The sequence below is a fragment of the Clostridium sp. CTA-17 genome (genome assembly GCF_054767895.1).
The window spans coordinates 177,820-198,976 of record NZ_BAAABF010000005.1; the positions used below are offsets into that span (position 1 = coordinate 177,820).

Here is a 21,157-nt window from a genome sequence, read left to right on the forward strand (position 1 = left end):
TTATGTTCAAGGTTATTATTGCTGATGATGAAAAAATAGTTAGAATTGCTATGAGAAATATAATAGACTGGGAATCTCATGGGTTTAATATAGTTGGATTAGCTCAAGACGGCTCAGAAGTTCTTAATATACTAAATGAAAATGGTGCTGATCTTATTATAACAGACCTTAAAATGAAAGGATTAAATGGGATTGAATTAATTGATAAGCTTAAAGAAGAGAATTTTAGGGGTAAGATACTTGTTCTTAGCAATCATGGGGAGTATGAATTAGTTAGAGAAGCAATGAAAAAAGGTGCAGACGACTATTTATTAAAAATAACTTTAAGACCAAAGGAACTAGAAGATATAATTGATAAATTTAGGGAGAGTTTAGAAGAGAGGAAAGAGGAAGAAGAGAAAGAAGCACAGTTTAAAAATGAATTTGATAAAACAAAAAAATTAGCTGAGATTTCTTTATTAAAGGAATATTTAAAGGATGACATATCCTATGAAGAACTTTTAGATGAGTTTCCAAAGATTAATTTTTTAGATGATAATTGTGAATATTATACTGGTGCTTGCATTTATATAGATAATTATAAAAAGATTTATGAGGAAAAAATTAAAGATAAAAATAAATTGTCTATTACTATAGAAAACATAATAAAAGAAGAATTTAGTGTAAATGGGGTTAAGATTGTTCCAATAAATAATCATAAGTATATTTTTATATCTAAGATGGATTTTAATAGTTTAAAGATAAAAACAATAAATATACAGAATTTAATAATGCTTTATTTAAATATTAAAGTTAGTGCTGTCTTAATAAAAAGGATAAAAAGTGTAAAAGGCTTAAAAGAGAGTTTTAAAAAGGTTGAGGAAATTCTTAGTCTAAAGTTTTATGGGAAAGAAAACTTTTTAATAATAAGTGAAGAATTTTTGGGATTTGGTGATGCTATTAAGCTCAGAAAGGAAGTAACTGATGCAATTTTAGAGAATATAGAGTTAGGAGAAATTTCTGCTAATAAGGAACTTATAAAAGAATTTGCTAGAAGATGTTCTAATATGAATGTAAAACCTTCAGCTTTAATAAATTATGTAAATTTTATGTGCGAATTAATAGAGAATCATGAGTATGTACAAGATGATTTAAATTGTATAAAAGAATTAAAAGGAAAGATATTAAAGAGTGATAATATAGAGGAATTAATAAATAATTCAACTCTTTTAATAGATTACATCAATCAAAGATATATAAAGAGTAAAGAGCTTAGTTATAAAAAAGAGGTTAATGAGATTATAAAGTTTATAGAAAAGAATATTGATAAGAGAATAACCTTAGTTATGGTAGCCAATGCTGTGAATTTAAATGAAAGTTATTTAAGTAGAATTTTTAAAAATGAAACAGGAAAAAATCTTATGTATTTTATAAATGAAGTAAAGATGAAAAAGGCTAAGGAATTATTAAAACAGCAAGACACTTTGGTTAAAGAGGTTGCTAACAGTATTGGAATGACAGATCAGTTTTATTTTAACAGGGTTTTTAAGAAGTTTTATGGGGTAAGTCCATCTAAGTTTAAAAAGGATTATAGTAATAAAGTTTTGTCATAAATATAGATTATTTTTATTTTGAATGGATATTGTAAAAAAAGTACATGTTTAAGTAAAATCCTTATATTCAAAAAAATTCCATTAAGAAGTATCATGAAAGTGTAGAGAAAATGTTTACAAAAACGAGTAAGGGTATTGGAGGAGAGAGTTTATGAAAAGAAAATTAGTTAAATTGCTAACTGTTGCATGTGTTACTGCTATAGCTGCCTCTACATTTGTTGGATGTGGAAATAAAGAGGAGGCACCAAAAGGTAATGACAAACCATCAACTGAACAAGCAGAGGGTTCAGGAGATAAAAAGGTTTTAGAAATAGCTGTTTTTGAAGGTGGATTTGGTAAGGATTACTGGGATGCTTGTATAGATGCCTTTGAAGCTGAGCACCCAGATGTAGAAGTTAAGATGGAAGCTAATCCTAAAATAGGTGATATTATAAGACCTAAATTATCATCAGAGAATACACCAGATTTTATATATTTAAGCACAAATGATCCATCAGGTATAGCTAATGCTTTAATAAAGGATAAAGCTTTAGTAGATTTAAGTGATGTATTTGATAGAGAAGATCCAGATAATCCAGGACAAAAATTAAAAGATAAAATATTACCAGGATTTTTAGATACACCACTTACAACTCCATATGGAGATGGAAAAGTATTCTTAGCACCACTTTACTATAATGTTACAGGTATGTGGTATAACAAAGCATTATTTAAAGAAAAAGGATGGGAAGTTCCAAAAACTTGGGATGAGTTCTTTGAATTAGGAAAGAAAGCTAAGGATGAAGGAATAGCTCTTTATACTTATCAAGGACAAGCTCCAGGATACAATGAGGCTGTAATATTCCCAATGTTAGCTAGTGCTGCTGGTGAAGAAGCTGTAGAAAAGATATTCAACTATGAAGAAGGTGCTTGGAAAGATCCAAATGTTAAGAAAGCATTAGATGTATTCCAAAGAATGGCTGATGAGGACATGGTTCTTAATGGAACTGTTGGTATGACTCATACTCAAGCACAAGTTGAATTTTTAAATGGAAAAGCATTATTCTTACCATGTGGTAGCTGGTTAGAAGGAGAAATGAAAGATGCTATACCAGAAGGATTTGAGTTTGGATTTATGGCTCCACCAGCATTCAAAGAAGGGGATACTCCATATGTAACTACTACAATAGAGCAAATGTATATTCCAGCTAAATCAGATCAAGTTGAATTAGCAAAAGAATTCTTAGCATTCCAATATACAGATGCTATGGTTCAAAAGAATGCTGAAATAGCTAAGGCTGTAGTTCCAGTTAAGGGAGCAGTTGAAAAAGCTAAATCTTCATTAGATGCATCAGGATATGAGTCTTATAAGGTTGTTGAAGAAGGTGCTAAACCAATTCCACTTTCATTTAAACCAACAAACTCTAAGTTAGACTTTAGACAAGATAGTTTATTTGGACCAGTAGGAAGTATCATAAATAAAGAATTAACAGTTGATGAGTGGATCAATAACTTAGAATCTGATTCACAAACTCTTGCTAAAGAAGTTGTTGAATAATTATTAAGATAAAATAAAATTTATTGAGAAGGAGAGGAGGTTCTTCTCCTTCTTTAAAATTATAGGGGGTGAAATTTCATGAACAGTAATAAAAGAAAAATATTTTTAGCAATGTGTGTGTTGCCTGCACTTATACTATTTACAATATTTATGTTGTACCCAATTGGAAAAGGTTTCATGATGTCTTTATATGAATGGAGTGGGATTTCAGGAGAACCAGTATTTGTGGGGTTAGATAACTTTAAAGCACTTTTGAATGATAGATATTTTAAAGAAGCATTTGGAAATACATTTTTCATAATAGTTTTATTTCCAGCAATAACAATAACCCTTTCTTTATTCTTAGCTGTAGTAATAACTCAAAGTAAGTTAAAAGAAAAGAATTTCTACAGAGTTATACTATTTTTCCCAAATATATTATCAATGGTTGTTATAGGGGTTTTATTTACATATGTTTATGACCCGTCAATAGGAATTCTTAAAGCATTTTTTGAAATGATAGGATTAGATAAGTTAGCAGGTCTGGCATGGCTTGGAGATTCTAAGTTAGTCCTATGGGCATTAGTTATAACTATGGTATGGCAAGCTGTTGGTTATTATATGGTAATTTATATAGCTGGATTAGATGGAATATCACCTTCTCTTTATGAAGTATGTTATTTAGAAGGGGCTTCAGCTTGGCAAAAGTTTAGATATGTAACATTACCGCTTTTATGGGATGTAGTTAGAGTAACCTTTGCATTCTTTATTACGGGGGCACTTAACCTAAGCTTTATATTTGTAACTGTAATGACTAAGGGTGGACCAAATGGAAAATCAGAGGTTTTATTGACATATATGTATAAACAAGCATTTACAAATTCTCAATATGGATATGCTATGGCAGTTGGGGTAACTATATTTGCCTTTGCTATGATCCTTGCATTAATAATCAATAAGTTAAGTGATTCTGATGCAAGGGAAGAAAAGAGAGTAAAAAGATTACAACAGAAGGGAGTGAGATAACATGTTAGAAACTAAAAAGAGAAAAAATGTAGGTTTAGATACTGAGAATAAAACTAAAAAAGTAATATCTAATACATTATTAAGGATTATATTAATAGCTGCAACAATTTTAGTTATAGTGCCAATTATATGGACAATAATGTCTTCTTTTAAAACTACTAAAGAATTCTACGCAAGTCCATGGGCATTACCAAAAAGTTTTGGGTTTGCTAACTATATGACTGCATTTACAGAAGCTAACATGGGAGCTTACTTCTTTAACTCAATATTAGTTACTATAATAGCTATGGTTTTATCCCTTTGCTTAAGTGTACCAGCATCTTATGTTTTAGCTAGACAAAAGTTCTTTGGATGTAGTTTTATAAAGAATTTATTTATGGCAGGATTATTTATCCAACCAGTATATATTATAGTACCTTTATTTACAATATTAGAAAAAATGAAATTGTTAAATAATTTATTTGCACTAGCTCTTGTATATGCAGTGCTAAGCTTACCTTTCTCAATCTATATAATGAGTGGATTTATGAAGGGGATTGCAAAGGATTATGAAGAGGCAGCAATGATAGATGGATGTACTAATCTTCAAATATTAACAAAGATAGTAGTTCCATTAGCTAAACCAGGTATCATAACTATAATGATATTCAACTTTATGAATTATTGGAATGAATATGCTATGGCAATGACTTTCATAACAGATGCAGATAAAAAGACATTACCAGTAGGGTTACAAAACTTAATGGAAGTTCAAAAGTTTGCAACTGACTGGGGAGCATTATTTGCAGGTTTAGTTATAGTAATGGTACCTACAATGGTCATATACTCACTAGTTCATAAAAAGTTAACAGAAGGTGTTAATATTGGTGGAGTTAAGGGCTAAATTTATTAGCATCTAAAAAAGAAAATACTATTATTAAAATAAGAGTAGATGTCACTTTTAGTGAGATCTGCTTTTTTAGTTAAAATAAAATTAAAATTTAAATTTACAATAATCAGTATAGTTATTTAGAATTTTTGCTATATAATTAATTAGTGACTTTAAACTAATAATTTAAGGTTTGCCAATTAGACTTAAAACCTAATAAAAACATTATTATTAATTTAAGCTAATCTTTATTTAAAAGGTTAACTTTAAAATTAAGGTTTAAAGTTTTTTAGATTAACCTTATTAAAAAGTAGAGGTTTATTTTATAATAATGAAATATTGATTTAAATGGAGGTAATAATTTGAAGAAAATAGTTAAACCTTGGGTTGCTACCTTAATTATTTTAATAGCAGCTTTTTTGGTGTATTTTTTTGTTCCAACTGCTAATAGTAAAATAAATCAGATGATATTTTACTTAAGTAGTATGAATTTAGATATGATAAAGGAATATATATTATCTTTTGGAATATGGGCACCTATAACATCATTTTTATTAATGGTACTTCAATCTGTAATAGCACCAATACCAGCTTTTTTAATAACCTTAAGCAATGCAGCTATATTTGGATGGGTTAAGGGTGCTATATTATCATGGAGTAGTGCCATGGCTGGGGCAGCATTATGTTTTTATATAGCAAGAGGATTAGGAAGAGATGCAGTTGAAAAGTTAACTAGTAAATTTGCATTAAAGGATATAGATGGTTTCTTTGAAAAGTATGGTAAACATACTATACTTATAGCAAGATTGCTACCTTTTATATCTTTTGATTTAGTTAGTTATGCTGCGGGGCTTACATCAATGAACTTTTGGTCATTTTTCATTGCTACAGGTATTGGACAATTACCTGCCACAATAGTATATTCTTATGTTGGAGGTATGCTTACTGGGGGAGCACAATTACTTATGAGTGGACTTCTAATTTTATTTGCTTTAAGTATAGCAATATATGTAGGGAAAAAAGTCTGGAATGAGAAAAGAGGTAAAAATGACAAATAAGGAACTAAAGAAAAATTTAGAGGATTGTGTTAATTGTGGACTTTGCTACAAGGTTTGTCCAATGATGAATACTTTTGGAGAAAGTCCTAAAAATATATTAAGAGATATAGATGAGAATAAAATAAGTTATGATGAAATTTCATATTCTTGTATGCTTTGCAATGCATGTACTGAAGCATGTCCAAAAGATATAAACTTAAAAGAAATGTTTCAAAATTTAAGAATAAAATCTTATAGAGAAAATTTTAAAAATACTAGCAAGAAGTTTAATTTAAAGGTTGTTCAAAATCATCAAAAAGGTAGCTTTTCTAAGTTTTTAACATCAAAAAATAATCATAAAAAAATAAAAAGAGTGTTTATTCCAGGGTGTAGCTTAAGTGGATATAACAATGAAATTATTTTTAAAATAAAGGACTACTTAATAGAAAATTTAGGAGAAGTAGAGATACTTCTAAAATGTTGTGGAAAACCTTCAAAGGATATTGGAAACTTAGAATTATTTGAAAGCAATTTAAATGATATAGAGAATAATCTAAAAATTAAGGAAGTTGATGAAATAATAGTAGCCTGTGAAAATTGTTATAAGACTTTTGGAGAAGCTTTTAAAGATATTAAAGTAATAACACTTTGGGAAGTTATAAATGAATTTGGAGTACCAAAGGAACTAAAAAACAAATATTCAGATTTTAAAGAAGAATTTGCCCTGCATGATCCATGTCCTATAAAAAAAGAAGAACAAATTCATGAAGCTGTTAGAAGCATACTTAAAGATTTAGGAATTAAAATAGTAGAATTTGAGAAGAATAGAAGTAAAACTGAATGCTGTGGTTGTGGAGGAATGGTAGGAGTTACAAATAAGGAATTATGGTTAAGTCAAAAGAATAAAAGAGCTAATTCTACAGAATGTGAAAATATAGTTTCTTACTGTGAATCCTGTGTAAATACCTTTAAATCTTCAGATAAGAATGCACTACACATATTAGACTTTATTTTTAATGAAGATGTTATTAATGGCAAAGCTAAAAGCCAAAAGAATATAAGCACAATTAATCAATGGATAAACAGAATTAAATTAGCAAACAAAGTAGGAAAAGAGAGTTAATTTAAAATTGGGGTAGGAACTACCATATAAGCTTGGGGAAACTTGTACCGTTAGGTATATTACCAAGAAGCTTCCACTTCTATAAGGGGAGAGTAGTTTGCATACTTATCTAATAAAAATAAAAGCAAATGAAAGTTTAAAATAGAGGGAGAGAAAAATAATGTTAGATACTTATGGAAGAAAGTATGTAAATCCAATAATAGATTTAGGTGCTAATACATTATTAAAGTTAAGATTAACACCAAATGGTGTTAGTACAATAGCTCTAATAGTAGGAGTTTTAAGTTCGGTATTTCTTTATTTTGATAAATTGATTTTATCAGTAGTTTTTCTTTGGATATCAGGATACTTAGATTCTGTTGATGGTGCTATGGCAAGAAAAAAGAATTTAACTAGCCCTTTTGGAACACTTTTAGATATAACCTTTGATAGAATTGTTGAACTAAGTATAATATTTGTCTTAGCTTTAAAATTTCAGAATAGTAGATTAGAGCTTTTAATATTAACAATGATGATTTTAATATCTATGACTATATTTTTAACAGTAGGAGCCTTAGCTCAAAATAATGGTATGAAGTCTTTTAGATACCAAGCAGGACTTGCAGAAAGATCAGAAGGATTTATTTGTTTTTCACTTATGATTTTATTATCATCTATAAAATTAGATTTAGTAACAAATATATTTTCCTTAATAATATTTATAACCATAATACAAAGAGCTTTAGAAGCTAAAAGACTTTTAAAATAAAATATAATTGAAGTGTTTTTAATAAAATATTAATAAAGTGCTGAGTCATATATAATACAATGTTAAGTGGATTTACATATAATTAATAATATAATAGATTTTTAAATGGTTTTATTTAATTATATTAAATAAAATGAGGTGTATTTATATAATAAATGGATAAAGATACATTCTGTGTTAAGTGTAAGTTAATTAATTAATTGAATGTTAAATTTAAAAAAATATTATGATATACTAGATTTGTTCAATAAAAATTCATAATGAGAACCAGGAGATGAAATACGAATGTTTAACTTAAATCCTAAAGACGATAAATTTTATGATATGTTTATCGATGAAGCAAAAAATGTAGAAAAAGCAGCAGTAATATTAAGTGAAGCCTTAGACGATCTTGAAAATAAAACAAGCCACGTGGCTAGAGTTGAAGAGTTAGAACATAAAGGAGATGAAATAGTTCATAGACTTATAGAAGAGCTGAATAATTCTTTTATAACTCCTATTGATAGAGAGGATATATTTTCTATAACAAAAAGAATGGACGATATTTTAGATTCAATAGAAAGTACTATGCATAGATTCACTATGTTCAACATAAATGAATCTAAAGAAGGTGCTAAAGTTTTAGGAAGTTTAATAGTTGATGCATCAAGAGAGCTAGTATCTTTAATGGAAGAATTTAAACATATGAAAAAGAAAAATAAAGAAATTACAGAAAGAGTAATTTCAATAAATAAAATAGAAAACAAAGGAGATATTTTCTATAGACAAATGATATCAGAATTATTTGATGAAGATGGAAAAACTCCAGTTCTTGATATAATAAAATGGAGAGAAATATACAAATTCTTAGAGGCAACTTTAGATAGTTGTGAGGCTGTAGCCAATATAGTTGAGGGAGTAGTGATGAAGTATGTCTAGTACTTTAGCTGTAACAGTTGTTATTATTCTCTTAACATTAGCTTTCGATTTTATAAATGGATTTCATGATACTGCAACAGCCGTTGCTACATCAATTTCCACAAGAGCTCTTTCACCTAAGGCTGCTATAGCTTTATGTGCTGTATTTAACTTTGTTGGAGCATTTTTAGGAACTGAAGTTGCTAAAACTGTGGGAGATGGTATAGTAGATCAAAGTAAAATACCTCTATGGGTTATTGCAGCAGTTATATTAGGGGCTATTATATGGAATCTTATTACTTGGTATTTTGGAATTCCAAGTAGTTCTTCTCATGCCTTAATAGGGTCTTTAATAGGTGGAGGAATAGCTTATTCTCATTCAATTAACATAGTAAGTTGGGGAACTCTTTTTGATGAAGTAATTCTTTGGCTTATATTATCACCAATTATAGGTCTAATAGTTGGATACATATTTATGATTTTATTAAACTGGGCACTAAGAAGATGCAAACCAGGACCTGTAAATAGAATTTTCTCAAAATTACAAGTGGTTTCAGGAGCATTAATGGCTTTAAACCATGGTGGTAATGATGCTCAAAAATCAATGGGTATAATTACTATGGCACTTTTAAGTGGAGGATTTTTATCTACTTTTGAAGTACCAACTTGGGTTATAGCTTTATGTGCAATTGCAATGGCAACAGGAACTTCAATAGGCGGACAAAAAATAATTAAAACAATGGGAAGTGGCGTTGCTAAATTAAACGCTGTTAATGGATTTGCAGCACAAACTGGGGCAGCAGGAGTTATAGGAATAGCTACTATGTTCCATGCACCTGTAAGTACAACTCACATAATAACAACTACCATAATGGGAGTTGGAGCTTCTAAAAACCCTAAAGCGGTTAAGTGGGGAGTTGCTAAGAATATAGTTTGGGCTTGGATATTAACAATCCCAATAAGCGCATGTATAGCTGCTATAGTAGTTGAAATATTTAAATTTGTATTATAGTTTGAAAAAGTAAGTATATAAATATAATAGAAAATTTTAATTAAAGATTAGATAGAATCATAAAAAGAATTTCTATCTAATCTTTTTTATTTATTAAAAAAATAAAACCATCTATTTTCAGGTGGTTTTAACTTATTGCTTAGTAGTTAAATTTTAATTACTTAAAATACAAAGGTTAGTTATAAAAAGTTAAGAATAAAACTTACAAACATATTCCGAGAATTACTAGATTTCGCTAATAATTTAAATTCTAAAGCTCATCTAGATATTCTCTTCATACTGTTTGTAAGTTTTATTAAGACTTATTTTATATATTAACTTATTTATTTATTTATTTCATTTACAGGTTTCTTTAAGAATCCTATTATTAGGGCAGCTACAACGGAGCCTACTAATATTGATAGAATATATAAAAGAGGATTTCCTTCAACTACTGGAACTACTAATATTCCACCGTGAGGAGCAGGTAAACCTATTTTAAATATCATTGATAATCCTCCTGCTAGAGCTGAACCTATAACACAAGCAGGAATAACTCTGAATGGGTCAGCTGCAGCGAATGGAATAGCCCCTTCAGTTATAAAAGTTAATCCCATTATATAGTTAGTAGCACCAGCATCTCTTTCATCTTTAGTAAATTTATTTTTGAAGAAAGTAGTTGCTAACGCTGTAGCTAAAGGAGGTACCATACCACCAGCCATTATAGCAGCATGTGGATAGTAATTTCCAGAAGATATCATAGCTATACCAAAAGTAAATGCAGCCTTATTTATAGGGCCTCCCATATCTATAGCCATCATTCCACCTAATACTATTCCAAGAATAACTAAATTTCCAGTTCCCATGTTTTGTAACCACATTGTTATGCTATTATTTAAAGCAGTTACAGGTCCAACAATTACTAAGTACATTAAGGCACCAGTTATTAGGATACCAAATAGAGGATAAAGTAAAACAGGTTTAATACCTTCTAATGATTGTGGTAATTTACTAAATATTTTCTTTAATAATACAACTACGTATCCACCAAGGAAACCAGCGATTAATCCACCTAAGAATCCAGAATTACTATTATAAGCGATTAAACCACCAACCATAGCAGGAGCAAATCCAGGTCTATCAGCTATACTTGATCCAATGAATCCAGCAAGAACAGGAATCATAAGGAAGAAAGCATTTCCTCCACCAATGTCTTTTAATAATTTAGCTATTGGATTAAAAGTAGGATCATTTATTTCAGCTGAATGAATACCAAACATAAAGGATATGGCTATTAATATACCACCACCAACAACAAATGGTAACATATTTGAAACACCATTCATTAAGTGTTTATAAAATCCTCTTCTTTCAGTCTTGCCAGAAGATTGATTAGAAGAATCTCCAGAATGAGAATAAACTGGAGCAGAGCCACTTAATGCTTCGTTTATTAATTCTTTTGGTCTTTTCATAGCTTGAACTACAGGAACTATTACAACTTTTTTACCATTAAATCTAGCCATTTCAACTTGTTTATCGGCTGCAACTATTATACCATCAGCCTTATCTATGTCTTCTTGAGTTAATCTATTTTTTACTCCTGTTGAACCATTAGTTTCAACTTTTATATGTATATCCATTTCTTTAGCAGTTTTGTTAAGTGAATCAGCAGCCATATAAGTATGAGCGATACCAGTTGGACATGCTGTAACAGCTAAGATATATTTTTTATTTGAATTATTTTCTGTTTCGTTAGAATCTTGAGTTTCATCAGATTCTTCATTTTCTTCAAATTTATCAAGAAGAGAAATAACTTCCTTTGGTGTTTTAGCATTTAAAAGTCCACTTTTGAACTCAGGATTCATTAAAAGTACTGAAAGTCTAGATAGAGTTTCTAAATGTTCATCATTTGCTCCAGCTGGAGCAGCAATCATAAATACTATATTAACAGGTTCACCATCAAGTGAATCATAATCTACACCGTATTTGTATATACCAAGAGCTAAAGATGCATTTTTTACTGCCTTTGTTTTAGCATGAGGAATTGCTATTCTTTCGCCAATACCAGTAGAAGATAAACTTTCTCTTTTTAAAATCTCTTCTTTATAAAGATTTTTATCAGTTAACTTCCCAGCATCCCATAAAACATCAACTAATTGATCTATAACTTCATTTTTATTAGATGCAGCAAGGTCAAGTTTTATTGTGTCAAGACTTAATAATTGAGAAATTTTCATATTTTAAACCTCCTCATATTTTTCAATTTTTATAATTGGTAATAATTTATTGACATCTTCAGCAAGAGCTAAATCTAGAGAAAATGCACTAGCACTTCCTGAGGCTATTCCATTTTTGAAGGAAGCAATTAAATCTTTAGTTTCAACATATTTTGCTAAGAAACCTCCTACTAAAGAGTCGCCAGCTCCTACAGAATTTTTAACTTCTCCTTTAGGTGCGTTTCCTTTGAATACACCATCTTCAGTTATTAATAGAGCTCCATCTCCAGCCATAGAGATTATTACGTTTTCTGCTCCAAGGGAAACTAAATCTTTTCCGTATTTAATAAGTTCTTTCTCAGAATTTATTTTTACATCAAATATCTCTTCAATTTCATGATTATTTGGTTTTATTAAAAAAGGTTTATTTTTTATAGCTTCTAAAAGAGCTTTTCCTGAAGTATCAACTACAACTTTTACATTCTTTTGAGAAACTCTTTTTTGTATTTGAAGGTATAAATCCCTAGGAAGAGTAGATGGAATACTACCTGCAAGAACTAATATATCTCCTTCTACTAATTGATCTAATCTATTAAACAGTGATTCTAAGTTTTCAGCTGATATCATTGGACCAGCACCGTTTATTTCTGTTTCTTCATTAGATTTAATTTTTACATTAATTCTTGAATCACCTTTTACTTTTATAAATTCTGTTTTTACTCCTAAAGAGTTTAGATTATCTTCAATGAACTTACCAGTAAATCCACCAAGGAATCCAAGGGCTATATTATCTATTTTTTGATTTCCTAAAATTCTTGAAACATTAATTCCTTTTCCACCAGGAAATTTAAAGTCTTTACTTGTTCTGTTTACTTTTCCTAGCTCTAAGTTTTCTACATCTATTACATAGTCAATAGATGGATTAAGAGTAAGAGTATAAATCATTAAATATCAACCACCTTTATATCAGTTTTCTTATCATATGTATTATCTTCAGGTTTTTCGTTTGTTATTATTACACATTTGTTAATATCAGAGAACTTTACTGTTGAAATTTCTCCAAATTTAGAATCGTCAGCCAGTAAATAAGCTTTTCTAGAATTGTTTATTGCACATTCCTTTAACATTGCTTCTTCAGTATCTGGAGTAGTCAGCCCATAGGTATGATGAACTCCATTAGCACCGATAAAGCATTTATCGAATCTAAATTTTGAAAGACACATTAATGCATCACATCCAGTTATTGCTTTTGTAGAAATTTTAATATTTCCACCTATTACATAGCACTTAATATTTTTTTTGATTAATGTATCTATATGAGATAAGCCATTACTTACAACAAGTATATCTTTTCCCTCTAAGTAATCGATTAATTCATATGTTGTAGTGCCTGCATCTATAAAAATACAATCGCCATCTTCTATTAAAGAAGCTGCATATTTTGCTATAGCTCTTTTTTCGTGAATGCTTTTGGATGATTTTTCATTATAACTTAATTCTTTTGAAACATTAGCCAATGATTTAGCACCACCGTGAACTCTTTTTAATAGATTTATAGATTCTAAGTAACTTAGATCTCTTCTTATAGTTGATTCAGAACTTTCAGTAGCTTCGAGCAATTCAGTTAGGCTAACAAAACCTTTTAGTTTTAATAAGTTTAATATTATCTCATGTCTTTTTTCACTTAACATAATAACCTCCTAAAACCTTGTAACTAAATTATACAACCAAAAACAATCAAAATCAATAAAAAACGTTCAAAATTACAAGGTATTATATTAAAAATTTTAATTATAAAATATTTTTTGATTGAATTTGCCTTTTTATGAATTATATATTCTATAACTTATTATAAAGGAAAAAGATAATTTATTAAGATATTCTTTAATTAAGATAAGTATAAGTAAAAATAAATATAAAGTTTTGGTTAAATACTGTAGACCTTATTTAGTTAATATATTTATAAACTCAAAAATTAAATTATATATGGAAAGAAAAGTAATAGTTAGTTTAGGAATAATAAAAAAGTTGTGTTTTAAGGGAAAAATAAATTATAAGAAAAATAATTGCTAATTTAGAGATGATTAGTAGCTAAATAACATTTAATTATAATTTAAAAGTTTAAAACATATAAATTAATAAAGTCCTAAGATTTTAAAAACAAGAGGTGTTTATATATGTTAAATAAATCAGATAATGAAATTTATATTATGGCGCCAAGTGATGGAAATGTTTTAGATTATATTGTTTTGAATAAGGGTTTTAATTTGGAGGATTTAGAAGATATAATTAGTTTAAATTCACATAATGAATTTTTCTTTTCTCCAGTTGATGGAGAAGTTATTAATATTTCAAAGGATTATGGCTTTATAGAGATAGTGATAAAAGATGGAGTTAATATAATAGTAAGCACTCATATAAACAATAATATAAAAGCTGTTGAGCCTATGATTGATATTGGGGGAAAGGTTTTAACTGGACAAATACTTATGTATTTTGAAAAGGAGAATGAATGTGATATACCAGTTACTGTAGCAGTAAAAAAATCTCATTCAATATTAAAAATTATAAAATCAAAAAATAAAAATATAGTTGTAAATGAGTATATAATGAAATTAAATTTGGTTTAAAATATATTTAAGTAAGAAAAAGAAGTTGCTTTAATACAACTTCTTTTTCTTATTCTGCTCTATATTCAAATTTTTTAATTAATTTTAAAGTATAGATTCTAATAACTGACATAACTGGACTTCCAAGTATCATACCTATAGGACCATAGACAGCCCCGCCAAGAGTAACTCCAAGTATTACTAGAAATGGACTTAGTCCAACTCTGTTTCCTATAAGTTTTGGATCTAAGTACCAAGCATCAAATTGTTGTAATATGAAAAGATATATTAAAACAATAACTGCTTTCATTGGACTTATAAATACATTTATAAAGAATCCTACAACCATACCTATAAATGGTCCAAAGTAAGGAATCATATTAGTTATACCAACTACCACTGATAATAAAAGTGCATATTCAGACTTCATTACTGTTAATCCAATAAAGGCTAGTACACCTATTATTAGGGAATCTATTGCTTTTATTCCAACATAAGTTCCTATTTTTTCATTAAGTATCTTTACAAATTCTAATATTTCGTTTCCAAGATTTTTACCAAAAACAATTCTTGTAACCTTACTACTATGAGCTAAGAATTTATCTTTATCTACTAAAACATATATGGAAATTAAGAATCCAAATATCCAGTTTATTATAGAACTAGTTAAGCTTATGGCAGCATCTAATAACCAGTTTGATAATACTGTAACCATAGACCCAATAAATGTTATTAGTTTATTAGTATCTCCATGAGGTAAATAGGAGTTTATTCCTTCAGGAACTTTAAAGCTTGCCATTATTTCTGTAAATAGGTTTTGTACATAATTAGTAAATGCAGGTATATTATCTATTAACTCAATTAAACTTGTATATAATTTAGGCAATAAATAAGTTGCTGCTAGTGAAATTGATGTTACAAATATTAAGTAAGTTATTACTATACTAATTCCTCTTGATAATTTAAATTTTTTGCTAAATAAATTTACAATTGGATTTAATATATAGGCAATAATAAATGCTAATAAAAAAGGTAATAGTACTGCTAAAATTGTATGAATAGCAGACATAACACTAGGAATATTATCTATTAACTTTATTGATAGATAAGATACTATTATTACTAATACCATTTTTATATATGATTTATTGTTTCTAAAAAAATTATTCAATATGTACCCTCCTTCTCTATAAGATTTAACATTTGGTAATATAAATTACTCTTTGATTATATGGGTTTAAAATCAATTTATCAAATAAGAGTTCATGTTATATAAATATAATAAAGGAAATTATTTTATGTAATTTTTAAAAATTTCTTAAGAATCAATTCTTTAATTAAATGTTAAAAATATCTATAATTATTGATAAAGATATGAATTGGTTACATAATAAAATAAATATAAAAAAATATAGGGGGATTTAAATCATGGATACTAAAGAACTATTATTAAATGAAAGTAATGAAATGATAAGTGGAATTTATGAAAGACTTCAATCCTTAGAAAGTTTAGATTTAAAAAGTTTAGATAAGAATAGAACAATGCTTTTAATAGTTGATATAAATAAAGGATTTGCTAAAGCAGGAGCTTTATATAGTGATAGGATAGAGAAGTTAATAAATCCAATAAGTAATTTAGCAAAGTATGCTTTAAATAATGGAATAAGAGTTAAAGCCTTTACTGATTATCATGCAGAAGACTCAATAGAATTAAAAGCATATCCTAAGCATTGTATGAAAGATACTGATGAATGGGAACTTGTTGATGAGTTGAACTTAGAGGGAATAGAAGTTATAAAGAAAAATTCAACAAATGGATTTTTAGAGGAGAACTTCATATTAAATAAAGAAGGGATAGACAATGTAATAATAGTAGGAGATTGTACAGATATATGTATTTATCAATTAGCTATAAGCTTAAGAGCAGAGTTTAATAGAGTTAATAAAGATGGAGAGATATATGTACCAAAAAAATTTGTAGATACATTTGATATGCCTATGCATAAAGCTAATTTTATGAATTATGTATTTTTAAACTCTATGATTGATAATGGTGTGAATGTTATTGAAGATATTATTTTAGATTAGAAATATAATTTCTTCAGTAAATTAATATAAGTAGTTTTAAGTGATTATAAGTTTTTTATAAGTTGAAATTTTATATCTTAGTTAGAATTTGAAAAAATTTTAATCCTTATAAGAGTTTTTTACTATTAATGTATATTTTCTAAGTAAATTAGTTAATGACAAGTTATTAACTTAGTTTGATTTAAAATTGAATATGGACAATTATTTATAATTATGTTACTATTTTAAAGTAATTTTTATAGGCGATGGAGTTCGCCATTAAATGCTTTATGCTAATGACTCCTACAAAATACAAGTTATATGTTTATATAGCTTATATTTTGTAGGAGTTATTTTTTTGATCAAAAATTATTAATATCAATGAAGGGAGAATATAAATGAAGCAAAAATCTAAGAAATATTTAAAGTATATTAGTAGCAATAATACTTTTCTTCTAGGAAAAACATTTTTAAAGTGGTTATTAATAGGAAGTTTAATAGGGGTTTTTATAGGAGGAGTAATAGCTATATTTTTAAAATCTTTAGAATGGGCAACTGATTATAGAGTTAATCATGGCTGGATTTTATTTTTACTTCCTATTGGAGGGGCTTTAGTAAGCTTTCTATACTATAAGTTTGGAAGGAACTCAGTAAAAGGTAATAATTTAATTATTGAAAATATAAATGATTATTGTGGAGATGTACCACTTCGTATGGTTCCTTTAGTTTTCTTTGGAACAGTTGTAACTCACTTTTTTGGAGGATCAGCAGGTAGGGAAGGAACTGGAGTACAGATTGGTGCAAGTATAGCAGAGACTATAGGAAAGTTATTAAAATTAAATAAGGAAGATTCAAAGATAATGCTTATGTCAGGGGTAAGTGGAGGATTCTCAGCTATATTTGGTACACCACTTGCTGGAACTATATTTGGATTAGAAGTCTCTGTATTAGGTAAAATGAGTTATGAAGCTTTAATACCAAGTTTCTTTGCTAGCATTGTAGGAAATGAAGTTGTTAAAAACTTAGGAGTGCATCATTCTCATTATAAGGTTTTAGGAGTACCAGATATCTCAGCTCTTATTATTTTAAAAGTAATAATTTCAGCAATTTGTTTTGGACTAGCTAGTAGATTATTTAGTAAACTTACACATAAATTAAAAAAAATATTTTCTAATAAGTTTAAAAATACCTCATTAAAAAGCTTTGTAGGAGGCTGCATTGTAATATTATTAGTTTATTTAGTAGGAAGTAGAAAATATTTAGGTTTAAGTCTTCCTTTATTATCAGAAGCTTTCAATGGACATGTATCACCTTTTGACTTTTTAGGGAAACTTATTTTTACATCAATAACTTTGGGTGCTGGATATCAAGGGGGAGAAGTAACTCCTTTATTTGTTATTGGATCAACCTTAGGAAATACATTATCAGGAATATTAAATTTATCACCTTCATTTTTAGCTTCTTTAGGGTTAGTAGGTGTATTTGCAGGAGCAACTAATACTCCTATTGCTTCTTTTGTTTTAGGAATAGAGATGTTTGGAGTAGAGGGGGCAGCATATTTATTTATGGCATGTGCAATAAGTTATATCTTCTCAGGGCATACTGGAATATATACTTCTCAAAAAATAGGAGTAAGTAAGAGCAATTTAATAAATTTTTCTCATGATTCAACCCTTGCATCATTGAGTAAAAGGGAAGAAATAAAATTATAGTCAATCAAATAAGTCACTTTCTAATTTTTTTATAAGAGTATTTTTATAAATAGCTTATAGTATTCTTTAAAAATTCTCTAAAGAATACTATAAGTTAATAAAAAGTAAATAAATTCATAAAAAATACACTTTTAGGATTAGGTATAAGTTAAAAGCTATTTTGTTTTAAAATAAACTTAATTTTAAAATTAAATTCGTAAATAACCTATAGAAAAATTATATGAAGTAAAATTTTTGAGTTTTGATTTTGAAATTATTAACTGTTTATAATATTTTTAGAAGATAAATTTAGAGGTGATTTATATGGATATAAATTTAGATGCTTTAGTAGAAGCTAATAGAAAATATACAAAAGAAGGACATGTAGCTACATATATTCCAGCCCTTGCAAAGGTAAATCCAGATCAATTAGGTGTTTGTATTTATGATTTAAAAGAAAATAAAGAGTTTTCAGCTGGAGAATATGATGTTAGATTTGCAATTGAGAGCATATCAAAGGTTCCTACATTAATATTAGCTATATTAGATAATGGAATAGAAAAAGTATTTTCAGAAGTTGGAACAGAACCTTCTGGATTTGCTTTTAATTCAATTATGAATATGCAAATAAATCATAAAAATAAACCATCAAACCCATTTATAAATGCAGGAGCTATTAAAGTAGTATCCTTACTTAAAGGGAAAAATGATGAAGAACGTTTTAAAAGAATTTTAGATTTTTATAGAAAGATTATGAATGATGATGAAATTACTTTAGATACTGAAATATATTTATCAGAAAGAGAAACAGGGGATATAAATAGATCTCTTGCTTATTATATGAAGGGTAATGGAATCATGGAAGGTGATGTTACTGATATTTTAGATTCATATTTTAAACAATGTTCAGTTTTAGTTACAGCTAAGGATTTAGCAAGATTAGGTGCTGTATTAGCTAATGAAGGGGTTATGCCTTGGAATGGTGAAAGATTATTTTCTGTAGAAACAGCTACTGTTGTTAAATCATTAATGACTACTTACGGATTATATGATGAATCAGGAGCTTTTTCAGTTCATATTGGACTACCATCTAAAAGTGGTGTAGGAGGAGGAATATTATCTTCAGTTCCTAATAAATGTGGTATAGGATTATTTAGTCCAGCTTTAGATGTACCAGGAAATAGTGTTGCTAGTATGAAACTTCTAAAGGAAATAGCAGATAAATTAAAATTAGATATATTTAGATAGAAGTTTTTAAATAAGTAAATTAGGTTTAAGTATGTTTAGAGTGATTAAAAATCTAAATATATTTAAGCCTATATTTTTTATATTTTAACAACTATTTTATAGGTTAAAGAATATTTAATAGTGTAGATATTAATAACTAGATTAATATTTATTTTATATTTAATAGCATACTTTATATAAATATGTTGTTTAAATTAATTCTAAAATAAAAATATTCTAATATGAATTAAGACTAAATATTTTAACATTTACTTAGCATATCTTATAATAAGTTCATTTAAAGTATTTGAGGAGTTTATTATGGGATTAACTTTAAGTTTTAAAGATATAATTATAAGGTTGTTATTAGCAACAATAGTTGGAGGTGTTATAGGTTATGAAAGAGAGTATCATAATAGAGCTGCTGGATTTAGAACACAAATATTAGTTTGTGTAGGCGCAGCTATAGTTTCTTTAATAGAAATAAGATTAGGCCAGGATGTCTTCGAATTTGTAAAAGATAATTATTATATAAGAAGTGTAATAAAAATTGATTATGCTAGATTGGGAGCTCAGGTCATTTCGGGAATTGGCTTTTTGGGCGCAGGAACAATATTACAAAACAAAGGATCAGTAAAAGGGTTAACAACTGCTGCATCACTATGGGTTGTGGCTTGTCTTGGTTTAGCTATTGGTATGGGGTATTATAACTTAGGCATTTTAGGATTTTTATTTATATTCTTAACCTTAGTAAGCTTAAAGAAGTTTCAATCTAAATTTATAACCAAGGCTGGAGAAAAATGTTTTGAAATAATATATGAGAAAGATTCACAAGTTTTAGAGTTTATAGATAAGATTTTCACTCAAAAAGGTGTAAAGATAAAAAGCATAGAGTTTTTGGGAAGAAATAACAATGAAGCTGTGCAATATAAAAATGCTATATATAGAGTTGAATTACCTAACTATATAGAAGTTGGTGAAATAATAAATAAATTAAGTATAAATGATGGAATTATAAAAATAAGTGAATATAATGACATATAATAATGATTTATTGTAATTAAAATAAAGAAAAAATAAATTTAATACTTTGCTTTATAATTTGATATTTATGAAAATGTAGTTTTTTTCTACATAATAAGACAATAAATGAAAGCAAACTTATCCAAGTGTATCAATGTGGTTATTTGAAAGAATTATTTAGAAAAAACAAGAAAAACATATTTAATTTGTATAAATGACTATAAAAAGCTTAATTTATGGGGTTATATATGGTAAGATAAATCTCGTCGCTGAGAGACACACAAACAATTCACTTTCAAAATTAAATTTAATTAAAAAATTAAAAAATATTTTGAAAAAAGTTGTTGACAAGATTTCGAAGTGGTGATAAACTAAGGAAGTCGCTTGAGGGCGACAAAGAAATGGTCTTTGAAAATTAAACAGAAGATATTAACATAAACCAGCAATTCTTTTATAAGTAATATGAGTATAGATTAAACTTTTAAATTGAGAGTTTGATCCTGGCTCAGGATGAACGCTGGCGGCG

Annotated in this window: 18 protein-coding genes and 1 riboswitch; of the genes, 14 read left to right on the forward strand and 4 right to left on the reverse strand. The window is 27.8% G+C overall.

The window, feature by feature from the left end:
• Positions 1-2: 2 nt before the first annotated feature.
• From ACYUCG_RS10415 to ACYUCG_RS10455, 9 genes are all read left to right on the forward strand, one after another.
• Positions 3-1,592, forward strand: coding sequence for a response regulator transcription factor (locus ACYUCG_RS10415; protein WP_415342065.1), 1,590 nt, complete (start codon positions 3-5; stop codon positions 1,590-1,592).
• Positions 1,593-1,743: 151 nt separating this feature from the next.
• Positions 1,744-3,129 (forward strand): carbohydrate ABC transporter substrate-binding protein, encoded by a 1,386-nt coding sequence (locus ACYUCG_RS10420; RefSeq protein ID WP_003478709.1) that lies wholly within the window; start codon positions 1,744-1,746, stop codon positions 3,127-3,129.
• A gap of 78 nt (positions 3,130-3,207) precedes the next feature.
• A complete protein-coding gene (locus tag ACYUCG_RS10425) occupies positions 3,208-4,134 on the forward strand; it encodes a carbohydrate ABC transporter permease (protein WP_003457627.1) in 927 nt (308 codons plus the stop codon).
• A 1-nt stretch (position 4,135) separates the two neighbouring features.
• On the forward strand, positions 4,136-5,017 hold the full coding sequence (locus tag ACYUCG_RS10430) for a carbohydrate ABC transporter permease (RefSeq protein ID WP_003449831.1): 882 nt from the start codon (positions 4,136-4,138) through the stop codon (positions 5,015-5,017).
• Positions 5,018-5,364: 347 nt separating this feature from the next.
• Positions 5,365-6,060: a TVP38/TMEM64 family protein gene (locus tag ACYUCG_RS10435; RefSeq protein ID WP_421751584.1), complete on the forward strand. Its 696-nt coding sequence runs from the start codon at positions 5,365-5,367 to the stop codon at positions 6,058-6,060.
• The gene (locus ACYUCG_RS10440; RefSeq protein WP_460268576.1) at positions 6,050-7,162 is read left to right on the forward strand and encodes a (Fe-S)-binding protein; all 1,113 of its coding nucleotides are present in this window, start codon (positions 6,050-6,052) and stop codon (positions 7,160-7,162) included. The genes ACYUCG_RS10435 and ACYUCG_RS10440 overlap by 11 nt, the downstream gene beginning before the upstream one ends.
• A 160-nt stretch (positions 7,163-7,322) precedes the next feature.
• A complete protein-coding gene (locus ACYUCG_RS10445) occupies positions 7,323-7,910 on the forward strand; it encodes a CDP-alcohol phosphatidyltransferase family protein (protein WP_283704017.1) in 588 nt (195 codons plus the stop codon).
• Positions 7,911-8,195: 285 nt separating this feature from the next.
• Positions 8,196-8,828 (forward strand): DUF47 domain-containing protein, encoded by a 633-nt coding sequence (locus ACYUCG_RS10450; protein ID WP_060794822.1) that lies wholly within the window; start codon positions 8,196-8,198, stop codon positions 8,826-8,828.
• Complete coding sequence (locus ACYUCG_RS10455; protein ID WP_060794823.1) at positions 8,821-9,819, forward strand: inorganic phosphate transporter; 999 nt, start codon at positions 8,821-8,823, stop codon at positions 9,817-9,819. The genes ACYUCG_RS10450 and ACYUCG_RS10455 overlap by 8 nt, the downstream gene beginning before the upstream one ends.
• 323 nt (positions 9,820-10,142) lie before the next feature.
• Here the strand turns inward: ACYUCG_RS10455 and ACYUCG_RS10460 are convergent, their stop codons facing one another.
• Genes ACYUCG_RS10460 through ACYUCG_RS10470 form a run of 3 tightly spaced genes read right to left on the reverse strand, consistent with a single transcriptional unit; the run spans position 10,143 to position 13,705 of the window.
• A complete protein-coding gene (locus ACYUCG_RS10460; RefSeq protein WP_460268577.1) occupies positions 10,143-12,035 on the reverse strand; it encodes a PTS fructose transporter subunit IIABC in 1,893 nt (630 codons plus the stop codon).
• Between the two features lie 3 nt (positions 12,036-12,038).
• The gene (pfkB, locus tag ACYUCG_RS10465; protein WP_240297695.1) at positions 12,039-12,959 is read right to left on the reverse strand and encodes a 1-phosphofructokinase; all 921 of its coding nucleotides are present in this window, start codon (positions 12,957-12,959) and stop codon (positions 12,039-12,041) included.
• Entirely contained in the window at positions 12,959-13,705 is a 747-nt protein-coding gene (locus ACYUCG_RS10470) for a DeoR/GlpR family DNA-binding transcription regulator (RefSeq protein ID WP_139932850.1), read from the reverse strand. Before ACYUCG_RS10470 ends, pfkB begins: the two co-directional genes overlap by 1 nt.
• A 486-nt stretch (positions 13,706-14,191) precedes the next feature.
• Between ACYUCG_RS10470 and ACYUCG_RS10475 the strand changes: the two genes are divergently transcribed.
• The gene (locus ACYUCG_RS10475) at positions 14,192-14,644 is read left to right on the forward strand and encodes a hypothetical protein (protein WP_460268579.1); all 453 of its coding nucleotides are present in this window, start codon (positions 14,192-14,194) and stop codon (positions 14,642-14,644) included.
• A 49-nt stretch (positions 14,645-14,693) separates the two neighbouring features.
• Here the strand turns inward: ACYUCG_RS10475 and ACYUCG_RS10480 are convergent, their stop codons facing one another.
• Positions 14,694-15,794 (reverse strand): AI-2E family transporter, encoded by a 1,101-nt coding sequence (locus tag ACYUCG_RS10480; protein WP_139932852.1) that lies wholly within the window; start codon positions 15,792-15,794, stop codon positions 14,694-14,696.
• A gap of 257 nt (positions 15,795-16,051) precedes the next feature.
• Here ACYUCG_RS10480 and ACYUCG_RS10485 point away from each other — a divergent pair, with 257 nt between their 5' ends.
• From ACYUCG_RS10485 to ACYUCG_RS10500, 4 genes are all read left to right on the forward strand, one after another.
• Positions 16,052-16,711 (forward strand): cysteine hydrolase family protein, encoded by a 660-nt coding sequence (locus ACYUCG_RS10485; protein ID WP_460268580.1) that lies wholly within the window; start codon positions 16,052-16,054, stop codon positions 16,709-16,711.
• Between the two features lie 232 nt (positions 16,712-16,943).
• Positions 16,944-17,003: riboswitch (Fluoride riboswitch) on the forward strand.
• A gap of 85 nt (positions 17,004-17,088) precedes the next feature.
• Positions 17,089-18,402 carry a voltage-gated chloride channel family protein gene (locus tag ACYUCG_RS10490; RefSeq protein WP_460268581.1) on the forward strand — a complete coding sequence of 438 codons (1,314 nt, stop codon included), beginning with the start codon at positions 17,089-17,091 and terminating at the stop codon, positions 18,400-18,402.
• Positions 18,403-18,705: 303 nt separating this feature from the next.
• Positions 18,706-19,629 carry a glutaminase A gene (gene glsA / locus ACYUCG_RS10495; protein ID WP_003450257.1) on the forward strand — a complete coding sequence of 308 codons (924 nt, stop codon included), beginning with the start codon at positions 18,706-18,708 and terminating at the stop codon, positions 19,627-19,629.
• Between the two features lie 300 nt (positions 19,630-19,929).
• Positions 19,930-20,652 (forward strand): MgtC/SapB family protein, encoded by a 723-nt coding sequence (locus ACYUCG_RS10500; protein WP_003457785.1) that lies wholly within the window; start codon positions 19,930-19,932, stop codon positions 20,650-20,652.
• The last annotated feature ends 505 nt before the right edge of the window (positions 20,653-21,157 follow it).

Coding starts and splice junctions, on each gene's coding strand:
- ACYUCG_RS10430 (WP_003449831.1), top strand. CDS start 4,136: ATGTTAGAAACTAAAAAGAGAAAAAATGTAGGTTTAGATACTGAGAAT.
- pfkB (WP_240297695.1), bottom strand. CDS start 12,959: ATGATTTATACTCTTACTCTTAATCCATCTATTGACTATGTAATAGAT.
- ACYUCG_RS10485 (WP_460268580.1), top strand. CDS start 16,052: ATGGATACTAAAGAACTATTATTAAATGAAAGTAATGAAATGATAAGT.
- ACYUCG_RS10420 (WP_003478709.1), top strand. CDS start 1,744: ATGAAAAGAAAATTAGTTAAATTGCTAACTGTTGCATGTGTTACTGCT.
- ACYUCG_RS10440 (WP_460268576.1), top strand. CDS start 6,050: ATGACAAATAAGGAACTAAAGAAAAATTTAGAGGATTGTGTTAATTGT.
- ACYUCG_RS10425 (WP_003457627.1), top strand. CDS start 3,208: ATGAACAGTAATAAAAGAAAAATATTTTTAGCAATGTGTGTGTTGCCT.
- ACYUCG_RS10450 (WP_060794822.1), top strand. CDS start 8,196: ATGTTTAACTTAAATCCTAAAGACGATAAATTTTATGATATGTTTATC.
- ACYUCG_RS10455 (WP_060794823.1), top strand. CDS start 8,821: ATGTCTAGTACTTTAGCTGTAACAGTTGTTATTATTCTCTTAACATTA.
- ACYUCG_RS10460 (WP_460268577.1), bottom strand. CDS start 12,035: ATGAAAATTTCTCAATTATTAAGTCTTGACACAATAAAACTTGACCTT.
- ACYUCG_RS10415 (WP_415342065.1), top strand. CDS start 3: ATGTTCAAGGTTATTATTGCTGATGATGAAAAAATAGTTAGAATTGCT.
- ACYUCG_RS10475 (WP_460268579.1), top strand. CDS start 14,192: ATGTTAAATAAATCAGATAATGAAATTTATATTATGGCGCCAAGTGAT.
- ACYUCG_RS10490 (WP_460268581.1), top strand. CDS start 17,089: ATGAAGCAAAAATCTAAGAAATATTTAAAGTATATTAGTAGCAATAAT.
- glsA (WP_003450257.1), top strand. CDS start 18,706: ATGGATATAAATTTAGATGCTTTAGTAGAAGCTAATAGAAAATATACA.
- ACYUCG_RS10470 (WP_139932850.1), bottom strand. CDS start 13,705: ATGTTAAGTGAAAAAAGACATGAGATAATATTAAACTTATTAAAACTA.
- ACYUCG_RS10500 (WP_003457785.1), top strand. CDS start 19,930: ATGGGATTAACTTTAAGTTTTAAAGATATAATTATAAGGTTGTTATTA.
- ACYUCG_RS10445 (WP_283704017.1), top strand. CDS start 7,323: ATGTTAGATACTTATGGAAGAAAGTATGTAAATCCAATAATAGATTTA.